The 18,413-nt window shown below is 65.4% G+C and carries 17 protein-coding genes; 1 reads left to right on the forward strand and 16 read right to left on the reverse strand.

All coding sequences use genetic code 11. The features are described from left to right. Positions 1-34: 34 nt before the first annotated feature. From rph to rpsB, 9 genes are all read right to left on the reverse strand, one after another. Positions 35-760 (reverse strand): ribonuclease PH, encoded by a 726-nt coding sequence (gene rph, locus K1X74_10525; protein ID MBX7166769.1) that lies wholly within the window; start codon positions 758-760, stop codon positions 35-37. A 49-nt stretch (positions 761-809) separates the two neighbouring features. Further along, positions 810-1,730: an ornithine carbamoyltransferase gene (gene argF, locus K1X74_10530; protein ID MBX7166770.1), complete on the reverse strand. Its 921-nt coding sequence runs from the start codon at positions 1,728-1,730 to the stop codon at positions 810-812. Positions 1,731-1,765: 35 nt separating this feature from the next. After that, positions 1,766-2,953 (reverse strand): aspartate aminotransferase family protein, encoded by a 1,188-nt coding sequence (locus K1X74_10535; protein MBX7166771.1) that lies wholly within the window; start codon positions 2,951-2,953, stop codon positions 1,766-1,768. Between the two features lie 123 nt (positions 2,954-3,076). Further along, complete coding sequence (gene argB, locus K1X74_10540; protein MBX7166772.1) at positions 3,077-3,976, reverse strand: acetylglutamate kinase; 900 nt, start codon at positions 3,974-3,976, stop codon at positions 3,077-3,079. Between the two features lie 172 nt (positions 3,977-4,148). Further along, complete coding sequence (locus K1X74_10545; GenBank protein MBX7166773.1) at positions 4,149-6,260, reverse strand: peptidyl-prolyl cis-trans isomerase; 2,112 nt, start codon at positions 6,258-6,260, stop codon at positions 4,149-4,151. Positions 6,261-6,440: 180 nt separating this feature from the next. Further along, on the reverse strand, positions 6,441-7,001 hold the full coding sequence (frr, locus tag K1X74_10550) for a ribosome recycling factor (GenBank protein ID MBX7166774.1): 561 nt from the start codon (positions 6,999-7,001) through the stop codon (positions 6,441-6,443). A 115-nt stretch (positions 7,002-7,116) separates the two neighbouring features. Next, positions 7,117-7,875, reverse strand: coding sequence for a UMP kinase (pyrH, locus tag K1X74_10555; GenBank protein ID MBX7166775.1), 759 nt, complete (start codon positions 7,873-7,875; stop codon positions 7,117-7,119). Between the two features lie 64 nt (positions 7,876-7,939). After that, positions 7,940-8,767 carry a translation elongation factor Ts gene (gene tsf / locus K1X74_10560; protein ID MBX7166776.1) on the reverse strand — a complete coding sequence of 276 codons (828 nt, stop codon included), beginning with the start codon at positions 8,765-8,767 and terminating at the stop codon, positions 7,940-7,942. Positions 8,768-8,934: 167 nt separating this feature from the next. Further along, positions 8,935-9,684, reverse strand: coding sequence for a 30S ribosomal protein S2 (gene rpsB / locus K1X74_10565; GenBank protein MBX7166777.1), 750 nt, complete (start codon positions 9,682-9,684; stop codon positions 8,935-8,937). 217 nt (positions 9,685-9,901) lie between these two features. Between rpsB and K1X74_10570 the strand changes: the two genes are divergently transcribed. After that, complete coding sequence (locus tag K1X74_10570; GenBank protein ID MBX7166778.1) at positions 9,902-10,750, forward strand: DUF547 domain-containing protein; 849 nt, start codon at positions 9,902-9,904, stop codon at positions 10,748-10,750. 16 nt (positions 10,751-10,766) lie between these two features. Here the strand turns inward: K1X74_10570 and K1X74_10575 are convergent, their stop codons facing one another. The 7 genes from K1X74_10575 to K1X74_10605 form a co-directional block, all read right to left on the reverse strand. Continuing rightward, positions 10,767-11,039: a hypothetical protein gene (locus K1X74_10575; GenBank protein ID MBX7166779.1), complete on the reverse strand. Its 273-nt coding sequence runs from the start codon at positions 11,037-11,039 to the stop codon at positions 10,767-10,769. Further along, positions 11,021-11,905 carry an ATP-binding protein gene (locus K1X74_10580; protein ID MBX7166780.1) on the reverse strand — a complete coding sequence of 295 codons (885 nt, stop codon included), beginning with the start codon at positions 11,903-11,905 and terminating at the stop codon, positions 11,021-11,023. Before K1X74_10580 ends, K1X74_10575 begins: the two co-directional genes overlap by 19 nt. Beyond that, on the reverse strand, positions 11,906-12,214 hold the full coding sequence (locus K1X74_10585) for a hypothetical protein (GenBank protein MBX7166781.1): 309 nt from the start codon (positions 12,212-12,214) through the stop codon (positions 11,906-11,908). Positions 12,215-12,281: 67 nt separating this feature from the next. After that, the gene (locus K1X74_10590) at positions 12,282-13,712 is read right to left on the reverse strand and encodes a DUF1501 domain-containing protein (protein ID MBX7166782.1); all 1,431 of its coding nucleotides are present in this window, start codon (positions 13,710-13,712) and stop codon (positions 12,282-12,284) included. A 3-nt stretch (positions 13,713-13,715) separates the two neighbouring features. Continuing rightward, positions 13,716-16,283 (reverse strand): PSD1 and planctomycete cytochrome C domain-containing protein, encoded by a 2,568-nt coding sequence (locus K1X74_10595; GenBank protein ID MBX7166783.1) that lies wholly within the window; start codon positions 16,281-16,283, stop codon positions 13,716-13,718. A 66-nt stretch (positions 16,284-16,349) separates the two neighbouring features. After that, on the reverse strand, positions 16,350-17,468 hold the full coding sequence (locus K1X74_10600; GenBank protein ID MBX7166784.1) for a mandelate racemase/muconate lactonizing enzyme family protein: 1,119 nt from the start codon (positions 17,466-17,468) through the stop codon (positions 16,350-16,352). 24 nt (positions 17,469-17,492) lie between these two features. Continuing rightward, the gene (locus tag K1X74_10605) at positions 17,493-18,368 is read right to left on the reverse strand and encodes a hypothetical protein (GenBank protein ID MBX7166785.1); all 876 of its coding nucleotides are present in this window, start codon (positions 18,366-18,368) and stop codon (positions 17,493-17,495) included. Between the last annotated feature and the right edge of the window lie 45 nt (positions 18,369-18,413).

An 18,413-nucleotide genomic window follows, 5' to 3' on the forward strand; every position in this document is an offset into this window, starting at 1 on the left:
CGGAGGCAAGTGTGCCAATCGAATCGCCAGCCCGCTACACCCCGAGTGGCCAATTCCTCCCCAAAGTTTTGCGCTGAAACTTGCCCAGCGTCGTGATGCCGCCGCGGGCCAGTTTGAGCAGAGCGGCCAGTTGCTTTTCGCTGAACGTGCTGCCTTCGCCGGTGCCTTGCACCTCGACGAACTGGCCTGCGCCGGTCATGACGACGTTCATGTCGACCTCGGCGCGCGAGTCTTCCTGGTAGTCGAGGTCGAGCACCGGGCGGCCCGCCACGATGCCCACGCTGATGGCCGCGACGCTATCGCGAAGCACCGGTGCCGGCGAGACGGGTTCGAGCGTCGCCAGGGCATCGGCCAGGGCGAGCCAGGCGCCGGTGATGCTCGCGGTGCGCGTGCCGCCGTCGGCTTCGAGCACGTCGCAATCGACGGTGATCGTTCGCGGGCCCAGGGCGGCGAGGTCGACGACGGCACGCAGGCTGCGGCCGATCAGTCGTTGGATCTCGGTGGTGCGGCCGTCGACACTGCCGCCCCGATCGCGGCGTTTGCGCGGGCTGGTGCTGCCGGGCAGCATGTTGTACTCGGCCGTGACCCAGCCCCGGTTTTCATCCTTCATCCAGGGCGGCACCTGCAAATCGACGCTGGCCGTGCAGAGCACGGTCGTACGGCCGGCTTGGAGCAGCACGCTGCCGGGGGCCGAACGCGTGTAGCGCCGCTTGACGCGCAGGGTTCGGAGCTGGTCGGGAGCGCGTCCGTCGGGTCGCATGCGTGACCGTGGCCTGTCTGGTTGAGGAGGAGCGAGGGGGGCCGTTCGGTTAGCGTGCCTGGGGGCCCAGCAGCCAGGCGAGGATCCCCTTTTGCACATGCAACCGGTTGCCTGCCTGTTGCACGACGACGCTCTGATCGCCGTCGATTACCTCGGCGGAGACCTCCTCGCCGCGGTGCGCGGGGAGGCAATGCATGAACAACGCGTCGCGCGGCGCGGCCTGCATGAGCCGCTCGTTTACCTGGAACGGAGCGAAGGCCTGGCGCCGCAGATCGCGCTGTGCCTCTTGGCCCATGCTGGTCCAGACGTCGGTATAGACGACCGTCGCGCTGCGTACCGCGGCTTGGGGATCGCGCGTGACGGTCAGTTGCAGCTCGGGTACCTGGCGACGGCAGATCTCCAGAAAATCGGCGTCGAACTCATAACCGTCGGGCGCGGCCAGGACGAACGGCATCCCCAGTTTCCCACAGCAGATGGCCAGGCTCCGCGCCACGTTGTTGCCGTCGCCGATGAAGGCCACGGTGTGTCCGGCGAGGCAGCCAACGCGCTCGCGGACCGTGTACAGATCGGCCAGCGATTGGCACGGGTGGAAATAGTCGGTCAGGCCGTTGATGACCGAGCAGGTGCAATAGCTGGCCAGGTCGAGAACCGTCTGATGGCGATAGGCACGAACGACGACTACGTCGACATACTCGCTGAGCACGCGGCCGAAATCGGCCACGCTCTCGCGCGAGCCCCAGCCGACGTCGTTCCCTAAGAACAGGCTGCTGCCGCCGAGGTGGATCATCGCGGCTTCGAAGCTGACGCGCGTCCGCAGCGAGGGTTTTTCGAAGAGCAAGGCCATCACGCGGCCCGGCAGAATCGACTCGCGCAGACCATCCTGGAACTTGGACTTGAGGTCCTCGGTAATGGCGAAGATGTGCTCCATCTCCGCCGCCTTGAGATCGGCCGTCGTAATGAGGTGCCGCATGGCACGCGATCCTCTTGAAATAGCCGTGCTGGCCGTCATCCGGCCAGACCCTTGATGACATCGCCCAGGATGTCGCAGCCCTCGTGGGCCTGCGCAGGCGTGAGATTCATTGCCGGGAGCAGGCGGATAACGACGCCCTGGGTGCAATTGACGAGCAGCCGCCGTTCGAGACATGCCTTGACGACCGGCGCGCCTTCGACGGCCAGCTCGATGCCGATCATCATGCCGCAGATGCGCACCTGCCGGACCAGGTCGGTCTGATCGGCCAGCTCGTCGAGCCGCTGACGAAAGACGGCGCTGAGCTTGTGGACATTGTCCAACAAATGCTCCTGTTCGATCGTTTCCAGCGTGGCGATGCCGGCCCGCGCCGCGAGCGGATTGCCGCCAAAGGTGGCTGCGTGCATGCCGGGCCGCAGGCTGGGGGCGATTTCCCGGGTCGTCAGCAGCGCTGCGCCCGCTACGCCGCCGCAAAGCGATTTGGCCAGCGTCATGACGTCGGGTGTGACGCCGAAATGCTGGTAGGCGAACCAGTTGCCCGTGCGCCCGCAGCCCGACTGGACCTCGTCGAAGATCAACAGCAGGTCGTGCTCGTCGCAGAGCTGGCGGAGACCGGCCAGAAAGCCGTCGGGCGGAATCTTGATCCCGCCTTCGCCCTGGATCGGCTCGATCATGATCGCGGCCGTCTCGTCATCGATCAGCTTGGCCACCGCATCGAGATCGCCGTACGGGGCGTAGGTGAAGCCGGCCATCAACGGGCCCAGGCCCTCGTGATACTTGGGCTGAGCGGTCGCGGTTACGGCCGCAAAGGTGCGGCCGTGGAACCCGCCTTCGAACGTGATGATCTTGTAGCGCTGCTTCGGCGTGTGCAGCCGGGCGAGCTTGATCGCCGCTTCGTTGGCTTCGGCGCCGGAGTTACAGAAAAACGCCTGGCCGCCGAAGCTCCGCTGGCTGAGCATCTGGGCCCAGCGCCCTTGCCACTCGGTGTACCAGGTGTTGGGCACGTGAATCAGCGTGGCGACTTGTTCCTGGATGGCGCGGACGACCGGCTCGGGACAGTGCCCCAGCAGATTGCAGCCCCAACCGGGGAAGAAGTCGAGGTAGCGGTTTTCTTCTGCGTCCCAGACGTAGGAACCCTCGCCGCGCGTCAGGCACACCGGGTAGCGCGTATAGTTGGGCACCACGTACTGGGCGAACAACGCGACGACATCGGCCGACGAGAGCATGCTGGTTGCCACGGCAAGGATTCCTGGAAGGGGGGAATTCTGGAAGTCAGGCGATGCTCACCAAGAGGTTCTCGGCGCAATTCGGTTCGCGCGGGCGAGTGGTGGGATAGTCGCGCAGACCGTTCAGACGCGATCCTGGATGATTTCTGTGCCGACCCCTTTACTCGTGTAAATCTCCAACAGCAGCGAGTGCCGCAGCCGGCCGTCGATAATGTGCACCTTGGGCACGCCGCGGCCGAGCGTCTCGAGGCAGGCTTCGACCTTGGGGATCATGCCCGAATCGACCGCACCCGAGCGGATCAATTCGCGGGCTTCGCTGGCCGTCAACGAATGAATCAGTGAATACGGATCACGCTTGTCGCGGCGCACGCCGTTCACGTCGCTCAAGAACACCAGCTTCTCGGCGTTCAGGCACTGGGCCACGGCCGTGGCGGCGGTGTCGGCGTTGACGTTGAGCTTTTCCCCCGCTTCGCCGATACACATCGACGGCAGCACCGGCACGATGCCCGCGGTGCAGAGATTGCGAATCGTCGCCTGATCGACACGGTTGACCTCGCCGACGAAGCCGAGATCGATCGGCTCGTCGCTGCCGTCTTCGCCGGGCAGCATCAAACGGCGGCCGAACAAGACATTGGTCGTCTTAAAATTCAGTGCCGCGGCGCGTCCACCCAGGTCCTCGATCATGCGGAAGATCTGGTCGTTTGTTTCGTAGGCGAGCACTTGCTCGACGATGTCGCGCGTCGCCTCGTCGGTGAAGCGGCGACCCTGGATGAACCGTGGCTCGATCCCCGCGGCGTTCATCGCGCGGCTGATGGCGGCGCCGCCGCCGTGCACGATGATCGGCCGCATGCCGACCGTCTCCATAAACACCACGTCGATCAACAGGTGGCGGAGCGCCTCGGGCGTCTCCATGACGCTGCCGCCGAGCTTGATCACGACGATGGTGTCGCGAAACTGGCGAATCCAGCGGAGGGCCTCGATCAGGACGTCGGCTTTTTCAATCGCGACCTGGTTGTCTTCCAACAGTCCGACCCTCGAACCGCAAGTGCCCACGCGCGGCGGGCAGCCGCTGGCCGGGCGGCAAACAGTTGCCACCAGTGGAACGCGCGCCGGTGGGCGCCAAACCGACGATTTTAAGGCGTCGGCCGGGGGTGTCAACGCACGCAGTTCGACGGTCAACGCCGGGCCCGTGCCGTCAAGAATCGCGGGGCGTGGTCGCGGCACGCGGGGCGACGCGCTGCGGCATCGCCCGCGGGGCCGCTGCAGGTGCACCCCCCGGAGGCGTCGCCGGGCGGGTATTCGCCGCGGGGGTCATGGCCGTGCCTGCCCGGGCCGCACGTGCCGTCCGCGGCTCGGCCGGCGCGGGGCCCAGCGGGTTTTGCAGCGCGTCGTAGGGCGACTGCGAGGTGCCCGCCAGCATGTTGTCGACCTGGGCTTCCTGCTGGAGCTGATCGAACATTTCGGCCATCGCCAGGCGAGTCTTTTTCTCTTGGATATCTTCTTGCAGCAGCTCACGTACCTCGTCCATCTTCACGACGGTCGGCTGCGTGAAGCCCTCGCACAACAGAATTACGTACTTGTCGCCCACCTGAATGATGCCCGAGAGTTCCCCCGGCTTGAGCGAGAACGCTTCCTTTTCCAGTACGGGCTGACCGCACCAGCGCTGAATCGGGGGCACCTCCCCGCGCAGGGCGCGGCTGCCCGCTTCGATCGAATACTGTTCGGCGAGGTCGCCGAAGTAGTCGGGCGTCGGGTTCGCGCGGGCCATTTCCCACACCTGTTGTGCGCGGCGATTGTTGTTCAACACGATGGCCCGGCAACGGACTCGGGCGCCGTAGTTGGCCTCGAAGCCCTTCTGTAGGTCCTCCGAGGTAACTTGCACCTGACCACCCACCAGCTTCTTGAGCGCGACGGTGGGCCAAACGGTGTCGTGAACGTAGATCTCGGTGCTGAGTCCCTGCTCTTCCTTGATTTTCGCAAGCCACGTCGGCACGTCGGGGTTGCCGGCGTCATCCCGGCAGCCCATCGCCTTGGCGGCGCGGGCGATTTCTTCCTGGATCTCCGCCTGCGAGACCGTGACGTTCTGCTTCTTGCATTCCTGTTCAAGCAGCTTGCGGCTGATCATGCCGTCGAGCGTCTCGATGCCGTGCCGGGTGATGCATTCTTCCGACAATTCGCGGATCGTAACCTGGCGGCCATTGATGATCGCCGCGATGCCCGGGTGCGCCGCGCGCTGCTGCTCGTCGTTGAAGATGTTTTCGACTTGGGCCTGACTCTGCAGGCGGCGCAGCAGCGTGTCGGCCGCCTCGCTCAGCTTGCGATCCTTCAGCGCCGACACGAGTGCCGGCTGCACCTGGTCGAGCGGCACCTTGCGGGCCGGAATGATCTGTTCGCACTTCAAGATCAAGAACTGCTGCTCGTAGCTCAACACGTCCGAAACCTGTCCGGGCTTCAGATTGAACGCGACCTGTTCGATTTCCTTGGGGCCCGCGTTGCGGCGTATCGGCTGGATCAGGCCCTTGGAGCTGGCGCTGGCGTCGACCGAGTGTTCCTTGGCCAGATTGCCGAAATCGTCCGGATTGGCGACGGCCAGCGCCTGCACGTTCTTGGCCTTGGCCGCGTCGGGGCACACGATCAGCCGGGCTTGGACGGAAGGACCGAATTCACTTTCGTAGGCGGCCTGAATCTCGGCCGGCGACACGGCCAGTTGCGGCGCTGCGAGCTTTTCCAGGGCCAGCTTCGGCCAGAGGATGTCGTCGGCGTACTGATGAGCCGTAATGTGCCGCTCGCTCTTCAGCAAGTTGAGCCACTGATCGACAGGCAGATTGAAGCTCTTGGCGACGCGCTCGATCTCCTGCTTCACCTCGACAGGCGTGACCGAGACCTTTTGCCGTTGGCATTCCTGCTCGATGAGTTGCTTGTTGACCACGCTTTCGAGCACCTGCTCGCCAAAGTGCCACAGGCACTCCCGGCCCAAGTCATTGCGACTGATTTCCTCGCCGTTCACCACGGCCACGAGATTCTGCTCGGGCTGCGGCGCGGCCTGATTCGGGGCGTTCGACGGGGCCGCGCTGGTCGCGGGCGCCGCGGCCGCGCGCTTGGCCGGCGCCGTGGCAACGGGCGTGACCGCGCGACGTGGCGCCGTGCTGGCCGGTGGCGTCTTGGGCGATTGCGCGTTGGCCTCGTGGCCACCTCCTTGCCCGCGCACCAACAGGCAGATCGCCAACACGGCGAGGCACGCAACGATGAAGCCGACGAGTCCGCGGCGCGAAGGGGGCGAGGCAGGAAGCGTATCGATCGACGCCATGAGGGTTCCTCCATGAACCGTTAGCGCGTGCCAGTCAGCCGATGGCCCGACCTCGTGCCGGAACCGTTGCGGCGGGGGAGTATAGCGCCAGGGCAAACAGCCGATCAAGGTCGGCCTGCCGCAATTGCTCGCAGGGCGAAGCGCGCGGCGCCAGCAGTGCCAGCAAGGAACAACGCGCGGCTAGTTTTCCATCACCTCGGCCTCGCGGACCTTGGCCATGTCGCCGGCTTGTTGTTCGTACTTCTTCGTGAGGTCTTGCACCTCTTCCTTGACGCGCTTGGCATCGTCCTCGGTGAGCACCTTGTCCTTCTCGGCCTGCTCGACGGCCTTGTTGCCATCGCGGCGGACGTTGCGAATCGCGACGCGGGCCTCCTCGGTAAGGTCCTTGATCCGCGTGACCATCTTCTTGCGGACCTCGGTCGACAGCGGAGGCACGATCAGGCGGATATTCTTGCCGTCGTTCTGCGGGTTGAAGCCCAGGTCCGCCGCTTGAATCGCCTTTTCGATGTCCTTGATCGTCCCCGGGTCGTAGGGACGGATCAGGATTTGATTGGGCTCGGGTACCCCGACCGAGGCGAGTTGCTTGATCGGCGTCGGCGAGCCGTAGACCTCGACCCGGAGCGTGTCGACCAGGCCCGGGTTGGCCCGGCCTGTGCGAATGCCGGCCAAGGCATGCTTGAGCACGTCGATGGCCTTCTCCATGCGTTCTTCGACGTCGAAGAGGATTTCGTCGGCGGTCATGTTCGGTCCTCGTGCGGGGCGCGTCGGCCAAACGCGCTAGGGGGTTCAGCGGAACTTGGATTCAGCGTGTTCTGCTATCGATTCACGACCGCCCTGCACCGGGTTTTTCGGAGCACTAACCCGCGGTGCCTTGGCTGTTGATGATCGTGCCGATCCGCTCGCCCCGGACGGCACGCTCGATGTTGCCTTCTTTCTTGTAATTGAACACCAGGATCGGCATCTCGTGTTCCATGCAATGGGCGATGGCCGTGGCATCCATGACGCGCAGATTCTGTTGCCGCACCTGCTGGAAGCTCAACTCGCGATAGAGCACCGCATGCGGGTTTTTCTCCGGGTCGTCGGTGTAGACGCCGTCAACCCGCGTGGCCTTCATCAGCACATCGGCGTCGAGCTCCAAGGCGCGTTGCGCAGCGGCGGTGTCGGTCGTGACAAACGGGCTGCCGGTGCCGGCGGCCAGGATCACGATGCGGCCTTTTTCCAGGTGGCGTTTGGCGCGGCGACGGATATACGGCTCGGCGACGCCTTCCATGCGGATGGCCGTCTGGAGCCGCGTCTCGCAGCCGAGCGATTCCAGGGCATCTTGCAGGGCGAGGCCGTTGATCACCGTGGCCAGCATCCCCATGTAATGGGCCGTGGCTTCCTGAATGCTCTGCTGGCCGGCGGTGAACTGGGCCCCGCGAAGGATGTTGCCGCCGCCAATGACGATGGCGATCTGCACGCCTTGGGCCGCAGCCTTCTGCGTCTGGCGGGCGATCAGCAACACCTCGGGCATGCTGATGCCGCGCTCGGCGCCGTGGCCGAAACTCTCGCCGGAGATCTTGAGCACCACCCGTTTGAAAGGCTGGTGCGACGAAGCGGCCGATTCAGCGGTCATACAACTCCTTCTTCACCCCAACGCACGCACCGCAAACCACTCTCGATCCAGCACGGCCGAGAACTTATTCCTTGCCGAGCTGCCAGAGGACGTAGCGCAGGACCTTGGCCTTGTTCTGGCCGGCGTACTTGCCGACGGTCTGCTTGTCGTCCTTGACGAAGGGCTGCTCATTGAGCACGCGCTCGCTGTAGAACACGCGCAACCGGCCTTCGACCATCTTTTCCAGGATGTTCTCCGGCTTGCCTTCCTGACGCGCGGCGGCCAGCAGAATCTCGCGCTCCTTGGCGACCACTTCGGCGGGCAGGTCTTCCTTGTTGACGACCATGGGCCGCATGGCCGCGACGTGCATGCTGATCTCGTTGGCGACCTGTTGATTGCCGCCTTCGATTTCGACCAGCACGCCAAAGTCGCCGCTGTGATGCGCATAGCCGCCGCAGGGGCTTTGGATCCGCACCAGCCGGGCCAAGCGAAACACCTCGCGAATCTTGTTCGCCAGGTCGTCCCATTGCTCTTGCAGCGTGCCCGCGCGGCTGGGCGATTTCTGGGCGAGCAGTTCCTCGGCCGTGGCGGCCCCGGGCCCGGTCGCCAGCTGCGTGACCAGATCGTTACCGAGCTGGATGAACTCTTCGTTCGAAGCCACGGGTGCGCTTTCGCACTGCAGTTCGACCATGGCGCCGACCTTTTTGGCCACGTCGGCCAGCACGAACAACCGCCCCGAGGCCGTCTCGCGGTCGCTGCGGGCGGCCATGGTCTTCTTGCCGGCCTTGCGCAACAGCTCGATGGCGGCCTGCTCGTCGCCGTTGGCCTCCATCAGCGCCTTCTTGCATTCCATCATCGGCAGGCCGGTCTTGTCGCGAAACGCTTTGACGGCGGCTGCGGAAATCTCGCTCATCGTAAACTCCTCTCTCGCAACCGACCGCGACCGGCCGGCTGGCGTGAAACTCGGTATCAGTAGATTGCGGGAACCGCCGGCCAGCGTTGCACGGCGCCACCGCTCGACGGCGCTCGTGGCCAGACGCAAGATCGGGGCCCGGTGAACTTCGTCGGCGAACGATGCGACTACGACGCGGGCGCCGCGTCCTTGTCGACCGGGGCGGCTTCGCCTTTGGCGGCCAAACCGCCGGCGGCGTTGTTGCGGCCCTTGAGGATCGCGTCGGCCATTTGCTGCAGCACGATCTCGATCGAGCGGATGCTGTCGTCGTTGCCCGGAATCGGCAGATCGACCCAGTCCGGATCGCTGTCCGTATCGATCAGTGCGACCGTGGTGACCCCCAGCTTGCGCGCCTCTTTCACCGCGTTGTGTTCCTTGCGCGGATCAATGATGATCATGGCCTCGGGCAACCGGCTCATCGTCCGCATGCCGTCGAGGTTGCGGAGCATCTTGCGGTGCTCGCGATTCAGGGCCGACTGCATCTTCTTCGAGTACATGTTGAACTTGTCGCCCGCCTTGAGGGCTTCCAGCTCTTGCAACCGCGTCAACCGGCTACGGACCGTGCGGTAGTTGGTCAGCGTGCCGCCGAGCCAACGCTCGTTCACATAGGGCATGCCGGCACGCTTCGCCTCGCGTTCGACCGTCTCGGCCGCTTGCCGCTTGGTGCCGACCACCAGGATCAAGCTGTTGTTCGCGGCGACCTGTTCGAGATACTTGCGGGCCCGCAGCAGACCGCGGACCGTTTCGCGCACGTCGATAATGTGAATCAGGTTGCGCCGAGCGTAGATGTACGGGCGCATCTTGGGGTTCCAGCGGCTGGCACGATGGCCAAAATGGACCCCCGCTTCGATCAGTTGTTCGACCAGGGCACTCGACACGAAAGACTCCTCGGAGCTGGATGGCACACCGGCTCTTGGCCGCGCGACCCACGGAGGGTCGGGGCGTCCGGCGTTCGGACCGACTTCGGCCTGACAGGGGTGCCCAGCGTGCCGGGAAGGCAATACAAAGTACGCTGGCGCCACGGCTTGGGCCGCTCGAACCGTGACAAGCCCCTAATGCTACCGGTCGGCTGAGGAAATTGTCAATTCGGGGGTGATGGCGATGCGGAACCGCTTGTCGGGCTTGATGTTGGTGCTCGCCGCATGGTGCGGCGAGGAAGCCGTCGTCGAAGCGGCGGAGACTTGGACCGTCGGCCGCGAGGTGCCCGCCGGTGAGCTGGTGTCGATGGATCAGGTCGACCATCGTCCCTGGGACGCTCTGCTCAAGCGCCGAGTCGATGCCCAGGGCCGAGTCGATTACACCGGGTGGAAAGCCAGCGCGGCGGATCAGCAGGCCCTCGACCAATACCTGGCGGCCCTCTCGGCGGCCGGTCCAAGGCTGGCGGCGAGTCTCCAGGGACGCGTGGCGTTTTGGATCAACGCCTACAACGCCCTGACGATCCGGGGCATTCTGCGCGAGTACCCCACGGCCAGCATCCGCAATCACACGGCGGCGCTGTTCGGCTACAACATCTGGAAGCACCTGCTGCTGCGCGTGGGCGGCGAGGAGTACTCGCTCGATGCGATCGAACACCAGGTGCTGCGGAAAATGGGCGAGCCGCGGATTCACTTCGCGATTGTCTGCGCGTCGGCCGGCTGTCCGCCGCTACGGAACGAAGCCTATCAGTCCGATCGGCTCGACGGACAGTTGACCGAGAACGCCCGGGCCTTCTTTGCCTCTCCGGCGCGGTTCGCCTACGACGTCCGGCAGCGGCGGATCGAGGTCTCGCCGATTCTGAAATGGTTCGCCAAGGATTTCGGCGCCGACGCGGCCGCGCAAATGGCCACGATCGCGCCGTACCTGCCGACGGCCGAGGCCCGCGAGCTCGCCGCCGGCGGCCAAGCGCGGGTGAGCTATCTGGATTACGACTGGTCGCTGAACGAGCGAAAGACCTTGCCCCGGTGATGGCGGCACTTGCGCCTCAGCAGGCTTCGCAATCTGCGCCGACGGCGCCGAGCAGGACCCGGTTGAGCGATCCTCCGGCGGTGAGCATCTCATCGAGCGCCAGATCGACGTCGGCCATCTCGATGCTGCCGCCGCCGTTGCGTTCCAGTTGGAATTGAAGTGAACGCCGCATCAGCTCTTTGATAAACGCGGCGCTACACCGTTCGGTGCGGCGGACAAGCGAGTCGACCGTGTCGTCGGTAAGCGCTGCGCCGGCCGCGTACAGGCGAATCAGTTTCTTACGGCCCAAGGCGTCGGGCAGTGGAAACTCGATGGCCTGATCGATACGTCCGGGGCGCGCGGCGAGGGCCGCTTCCATCGCCTCGGGCCGATTCGTCGTCGGATGAACAGAATGTCGGCGTCCTCGCGCAAACCGTCCATCTCGTTCAGCAGCTTGTTGAGCAAAACCTCTTCGATCGTCTCCATCTGCGTTCGTTCGCGGGCAATCAGGTCGGCATCTTCGATCACGACAATGCTGGGCTGCAGCAGCCGCGCAAGGGTCATGTACTCGCCGAGATTTCCCACCTGTTCGGCCGCGATCAACAGCGTCGTATGGCCGCGAAGCTCCTTGCTCAGGTAGTGAATTGTATGGGTCTTCCCGGTGCCAGGCGGGCCGTAGAACAGCAGTCCCTTCTTGGTCGGCATGTGCACCCGACGCAAAGCCTCGCGCTGCTCGACGAAGCGGAGCACATTGCGATCGAGCAGTTCCAAGGTGGCCTGCGGCAGGATCACCTGGTCGCGCATGACGGTGCGCAACCGGTGAACGGTGATGCCCGAGTGGGTGCCTTGGTACGAGTCGCGGCTCTCGAAGGAAAGCACCCTGCCGCGGTACGACGCGGAACGCTGCACGGCCTCATCCAGCACGGCAAAGATCCGCTCACAAAGTTGATGCCCGCTGTCGCCTTCAGGTACGCAGATTTGCACGTTGATGCGATTGATGACTCCGCAGCGTCCGTATGCCGCCGCCTGCGTGACGAGTAACGCCAGCTTGTCGCTGCCCGCGGTGCCAATCCATAAACCTGTTCTCAGGCAGCGCACCGGTCGTTCGTCGCCCGTGTCGAAGTCGTCGTATTTGGGCGTTCCCGCATAACAAGTGTTGTGCGTCTCGATCAGCAACTACGACAGCTCAGGGGCACTATGGCCTTCATACGCCTGCGTCACACCGCAAAATCGCTCCACCTGGAGCAATTCGGCGACCACGCTGTCGAGTGCGATTTGGAGGTCGGGGCGAATGCGCTCCGAGTACGTGCGTTGGCGAATCGTCAGGTCAGGGACGCCTAATGGATAGAAATGGCGGTAGAGGAGATGCGGGACTAATTCCCAGGTCGACGAAGCCTTCCACTGACGTCTCAGCCTGACGATGGCTGCCACGATTCCCGCGGCAACTCCAAGGATCACTGCAATTTCGGCGAACGTTTCCAGCATGCGGCAATGCCCCGAAACATCAGGACTCGAACGACTGTCTTCTTCGTAACGCTCCTTGGCAGGATTGTCACGCGAGAAGTTCGCTGACCACCTGCGCCTGGGTGACGACCTCGTCCGTCAGGCTGTCGTCGCGGCCGTCGTGGGGCCAAGTGAGCCGCATATGGTCGAGGCCCAGGGCATCTAAGAGCGTGGCGTGCAGATCGTGGACGCTCACGCGGTTTTCCGTGGCTGCATAGGCAAATTCGTCGGTCGCCCCGTGGACGTACCCCGCGCGGAAACCGCCGCCGGCCAGCCAGAGCGAGAAGGCATGGCGGTTGTGATCGCGGCCGTCGGTGCCCTGCGAGATCGGTTGCCGGCCGAATTCACCGGTCCACATCACGATGGTCGAATCCAAGAGCCCGCGACGGGCCAGATCGATCACCAGGGCGGCGCTCGGCTGATCGGTCCTTGCGCACAGGCCGCGGAGGCTCTCGGCATTCTTGTTGTGCGTGTCCCAGGGCTGACCATTGAGGAACAGTTGCACGAACCGCACGCCGCGCTCGACCAGCCGCCGGGCCAACAGGCACCGCGCGCCATACTCCTGGCTTTCCTTGCGATCGAGCCCGTACAGTTCGCGCGTTTCGGCCGTCTCGTCGGAGAAATCCATGACCTCAGGCACGGCCGACTGCATGCGGGCCGCGGTCTCGTACTGGCTGATCCGCGCGGCGAGTTCGCCGTTTTCCGGGAAGCGTGCCAGGTGTTCGGCGTTGAGCTCGTCGAGCAAGCGGCGCTGTGCTGCCCGTGCAGCGGGCGTTACTTCGCCCGGCGTGTTCAGGTTCAAGACCGGCGAATCGCCGGAGCGGAAGGGCGTGCCTTGATACTGCGCCGGCAGCCAGCCGCTGGCCCAGTTGTTCACGCCGTCGATCGGCAGGCCTTGCGGATCGGCCAGCACGACATAGGCCGGCAGGCTCTCGTTTTCGGTGCCCAGCCCGTAGATCGACCATGCACCCCAGGTCGGTCGGCCGGGAAACGCCTTGCCGGTGTGGATCAAACGCAGCGCCGCTTCGTGGTCGACGGAAAAGGTGTGCATCGACCGGACGAGGGTGATGCGGTCGGCGATCGATGCGGTATGCGGCAGCAGCTCGGACAGCTCCATGCCGCATTGCCCCGCCGGCGTGAAGGTGAACGGCGAGCCGAGCAGTTTGCCGCGCTGGTTCTTGAAGTGAATCTCGAACTTGTCGCTCCCCTCTTCGCCGTTGCGGCGGACCAGCTCGGGCTTGGGATCGAACAGGTCCATCTGGCTGGGGCCACCGTGCTGGAACAGGCAGATCACGGACTTGGCCCGGGCCTTGCGGGGCGGCACGGCCGACTCTGCCGCGCGGGCCTCGCGCTGGGCCAGATGCGCAAGGGCCAGGCTGCCGAGCGAGCCGCAAGAACTGCCCAGGAACGCCCGTCGCGTCAGGGCGGTCAGACGGGCCAGATCGCCATCATGCCGGCGAGATTGAAGCAGCATCGGCATGTTTTATTCCACGTAAAGAAACGCGTTGCTCGCCAACAGCATGTGGCAAAAATCGACCAGCGCAGGATCCCCGTCCGGGGGCGTCTCGCCCGCTTCGGCCGGGGGATACTCGGCGAAAAATCGCGCCGCGGCACTGCGTTCGGTCGCCCGCGGGGCACGGCCCATGGCCAGCAGGAAAGCCTGCTCGACCTGTTGCTCTCGCACAGGCCCGATCGCCGCTGCGCGCGAGGCCAGGCCGGCCGCGCGGCGGCGGACAAAGTCGGCATTCATCAAGGCCAGCGCCTGCAGCGGCACCGTGGCTTGCGAACGACGCGTGCAACTGGCGACGATCGACGGCGCGTCGAAGACTTCCAGCAGGCTGGCGACCTGCGTGCGACGTTGCTGTAGGTAGATCGATCGCCGCAGCGCACCGGGCACATCCTCGGCAACCACCACGTTGCCGTCTTCCGCGCGCTTGCTCGGGATGTAGGGCCCGCCCACGGCGCGATCCAATTCGCCCCCCGCGGCAAGCATCGAGTCGCGCAAGGCCTCGGCATCGAGCCGGCGCAGGGGAAAACGGCTCAGCAGCCGGTTCTCCGGATCGACCGCCGGCGGCGATTCGCCCGGGCGGCTCGATTGGCGATAGACGGCCGAGTGCATGATTTGCCGGTGCATGTCCTTGAGTCGCCAGCCGCCTTGCTGGATCGCCACGGCCAGGTAATCGAGCAATTCGGGGTGCGACGGCTCGGCGCCGGTGTAGCCGAGATTCTCGGTCGTTTCGACCAGCCCGCGGCCGAAATGCTGCTGCCAGACTCGATTCACCAGGACGCGCGCCGTGAGCGGCTGCTCGGGCGAGACGAGCCAACGAGCGAATTCGAGCCGCCGCGTGGCGCCCGTGGCATCGTGTGGCTCGAACTTGTTGCCGGCGGTACACAGGCCGGCCGGCACGCCCGGCCCGACGACCTCGCCGGGCTGCGTGTGGACGCCGCGCTGGCTGACGTGATGTTCGACGACCACGTCCGGCTGATCGTAGAACACGGCCAGCTCCTCGAGTGGCGCGGGCCGTTCGGCCTGGGCCGCTTCGATCGCCGCGGCCGTTTCTGCTTTCGCCGTGCCCAACTCGGAAAAGGCCTCGGCCAGTTGCTCGTCGGTCACCTCGACCGTCGCTTGATGCTCGGCCAGCAGGGCGGTCTGCGCCTCGTTGCGTTGATCCTCCGGCGTCGCGAGCGCCGCGCGCAGCGCATCGGCCAGTGAGCTGTCCAAGGCAGCCAGACGCTGATCGCGCAATTGTTCGGTGAGCTTTGCCTTGCGTTCGGCCAGCGCGCCTTCGAGCTGTTTGATGCGCTCGTCGATCGCCTGGTTGGCGGCCGCGTGCGTCTCGCGCTCGGCGACCGTGCCGACCTGCACGACGCGCTGGTTGGGCTTGAGCCAATGCTCCGGGCTATAGGTCGGCAGCAGGATGGCTTGCAGCTCGTAATATTCGCGCTGGGTGATCGGCTCGAATTTGTGATCGTGGCACTTGGCACACGCCACGGTCATGCCGAACAAGGCCGCGCCGAACATGTTGACCGTGCCCTCGAGCACGGTCATCCGATCGTTGAGCACTTCTTCGTCGTTGCCGTCGCTTTCGCCCGTGCCGTCAGGCGAGTTGCGCAAGAAATGTGTCGCCACGAGCAGCTCGACGTCGTCGGGCAGGATGTCGCCGCCGGACGTGTATCCGGCCAGCGCGTCGCCGGCGATCTGCTCGCGCAGGAATTGATCCCAGGGCTTGTCGGCGTTGAAGCTGGCGACGACGTAATCGCGATAGCGCCAGGCGAGCGGGCGATCGGTGTCGGCGTTGAAATAGCCGTTCGAGTCGGCATAGCCGGCCGCGTCGAGCCAGTACTTGCCCCAGCGCTCGCCGTAATGGGGCGACGCCAAATAGCGATCGACCATCCGCTCGTAGGCGCCGGGCTCCGCGTCGCTGAGGTACAGGGCGATTTCTTCCGGCGTTGGCGGCAGTCCGGTCAGATCGCAGGCCACGCGGCGAACGAGCGTGGTGCGATCGGCCTCGGGTGCGAGCTGCAATCCTCGTTCGGCGAGCGCGGCAATCACAAAGGCGTCGATCGGCGTGCATACCGGACCGGGGTCGGCGACCAGAGGCACCGGGGGCATGACGGGTGGAGTGAAAGCCCAATGGTCCGCGCCGTCGCGGCGTTGGTCCTCGCTGAGACGCGGCATCTGCGGCGCGCCGGCGGCGATCCAGGCGCGGAGCAGTTCTTTTTCTTCGGCGGACAGCGGCTGCTCGGGCGGCATTTCGTCGTCGGCGACGCGCTGCCACAAGGAGCTGTTGTCGGGTTCGCCCGGCACGACCGCGGGTCCGCCGTCGCCGCCGCGGGCAATCCCCGCCGGCGTGACCAGATTGAGCTTTGCCGCGCGCTTGCTCTTGGAATGGCAGCTTCCGCACCGCTCGATGAGCAGCGGTGCGACCTCGCGGTCAAAATCGGGCACTGACGAAGGCTCGGCGGCCTGCAGTCCCGACTGGCCCAGACAAACGACCACCCCCAGCACCAGGCAAGCAATCAGCGGCAGGAGGGGTGAGCGGGCGGGCATGGACCTATTGAAGCCGGCACAGGCCCGCAGGGCAAGAAAATCACTCGCCCCGTCCCCGGGCTGTACTTAGCGCGACTCGCAGACGAGGTGTCGCCGGACGAACTCTTCGTCGAGCGTCACTCCCAGGCCAGGCCGGTCGGGCACCGTGATCCAGCCATCGACGGCCTGGAGTTTCTCGTGCGTCAGGTCATGCCGCAGCGGCAGGTCCTCGACGCAATCCTCGAACAGAAACGCATCGCGGCAGGTAGCCAACCAATGCAGACTCGCTGCGACGGTGATCGGGCTCGTGTAGCAATGGTTGCAGAGCCGGGCACCGATTTCCTCGACCCGGGCCCGGACATACGCGGCATCGGTAAAGCCGCAGCGCGAGATGTCGACCTGGTAAACATCGAGCGCCCGGCGATCGACCAGCGGCCGAAACGCCACCCGGCCGCATTCTTCTTCGCCGGCGGCGATCGGAATCGGCGAGCGGTCGCGTAGCCAGACGTACCCCTCGACGTCGTCGGGGCGCAGCGGCTCTTCCAGCCACTCGACGCCGTAATCGGCAAACGCAGTTGCCCGCCGTAGCGCCGTACGTGCGTCCCAGACGCAACCCGCGTCGACCAGCAGCGTGGCATTGCCAAGCCCTTCGCGGGCTCCGCGCACTAGGTCGAGATCGACCGCTTCGCTTGCGCCCATCGGTTCCCAGCCGAACTTGACGGCCGTATAGCCGGCCGCGGTCCAGCGGCGGGCGATTTCGGCCGTCGCGCGGCCGTCACGCCCGAACAAGATCGAGGCATAGGCCCGGAACCGATCGTGCTGCTTACCGCCCAGCAGGCGGTGAATCGGCTCGCCGAAGTGGCGTCCCTTGAGGTCCCAGAGCGCCATGTCAACCGCGGCCATGGCCGTGAGCGTGACGGACGAGCGGCCGAAGTAGAGGGTGCCGCGAAACATCTTTTGCCAGAGCCGTTCGATCTCAAGCGGATTCTCGCCGAGCAAGAGGCCGCGCAAGCCGCAGGCGATGTTGTGGCTGAAGGGGGCGTCGATGATGGCTTTGACGACCTCGGGCGAGGAGTCGGCTTCGCCGATGCCTTCGAGTCCGTTGTCGGTGCGGATGCGCACCAGCACGGCGTCCTGGGTGCTGGCCGTCTTGGCGGCCACGGTGCCGACGCGCAGCACTTGGCAAACAACTTCGGTGATCTTCATGCTGGGTGGCTCGAGGGCGGGTGCCTAGTGGGGCAAGACCGCCATCTTACACCGCCGCAGCCACGAACCAGCGCCGCGCCGGGCCTTGCCTAGCAAACCGGACGCACGGCCCGGGCGAAAGGCCTCGGGAACCGCTTCGAGCAACCGCCGCGTTCGGCGCGAGGTATTCGCTTGATCGCCGAGCTGCGTCTGCCACCAGCTCCGGGGCGGATAGATGGGCCGCTCGGCCAGCAGCGCGGCCAGATCGGGGCGAGACGGCCGCGGCTCGTGCCATGCGGCGCTCGGCGCGACGTGCCAGAGGTCGCGTGGCAGGCGTCTCGGGCCGGTCACCTGGCCCAGACTTTGAAGCGTGCGGCCAGGGAAAGCGTTGCGCAGACACGGCTCGATCGGCCCGATCGCACGGAGCACTTCGGGCCGGCCTACGCCGGTCTCGTCTGCGGCCGGGTATTCGACGAACACGTGGCCGGCCGAACGATGAAGCAGTTGCAGAATCGATGCGTAGTCCGGCAGCCAGTGCAAAATCGACAAGAGCAAGACCGCATCGAAACGCTGACCGGCCGCGATGAGTCGCTCGAGCGTGCCCGCGCGAAACGTACGCGTCAGCAGGGCCACCCGCGTGGCGTGATGCGACGCGAGCACCAGGTATTGGACAGCGGCCGAGCGTTCGTCCGCCTCGAAACTGGCGACCAGCATTTCCGGCCGGCATTGCGCGGTCTGGAGGGCGAACCAGCCAAAGTTCGAGCCGACGTCGAGCACCGTACCCGAATGCGGGAGATACGGCTCGATCAGCGCCCACCGCGCCGGGCAATCACGCTCTCCGGCGGCCACGGTTTCGCCGGCCAGGACAATATCCTGGTAGATGGAAATTCCGGCAGTGAGCGAAGTGATGTCGTCAGTCACGAGGGGGATTGTTGCCGGCCCGATGCCATTGGGCCAACACCAGCC

It is taken from the genome of Pirellulales bacterium, from assembly GCA_019694435.1.
GTDB lineage: Bacteria > Planctomycetota > Planctomycetia > Pirellulales > JAEUIK01 > JAIBBZ01.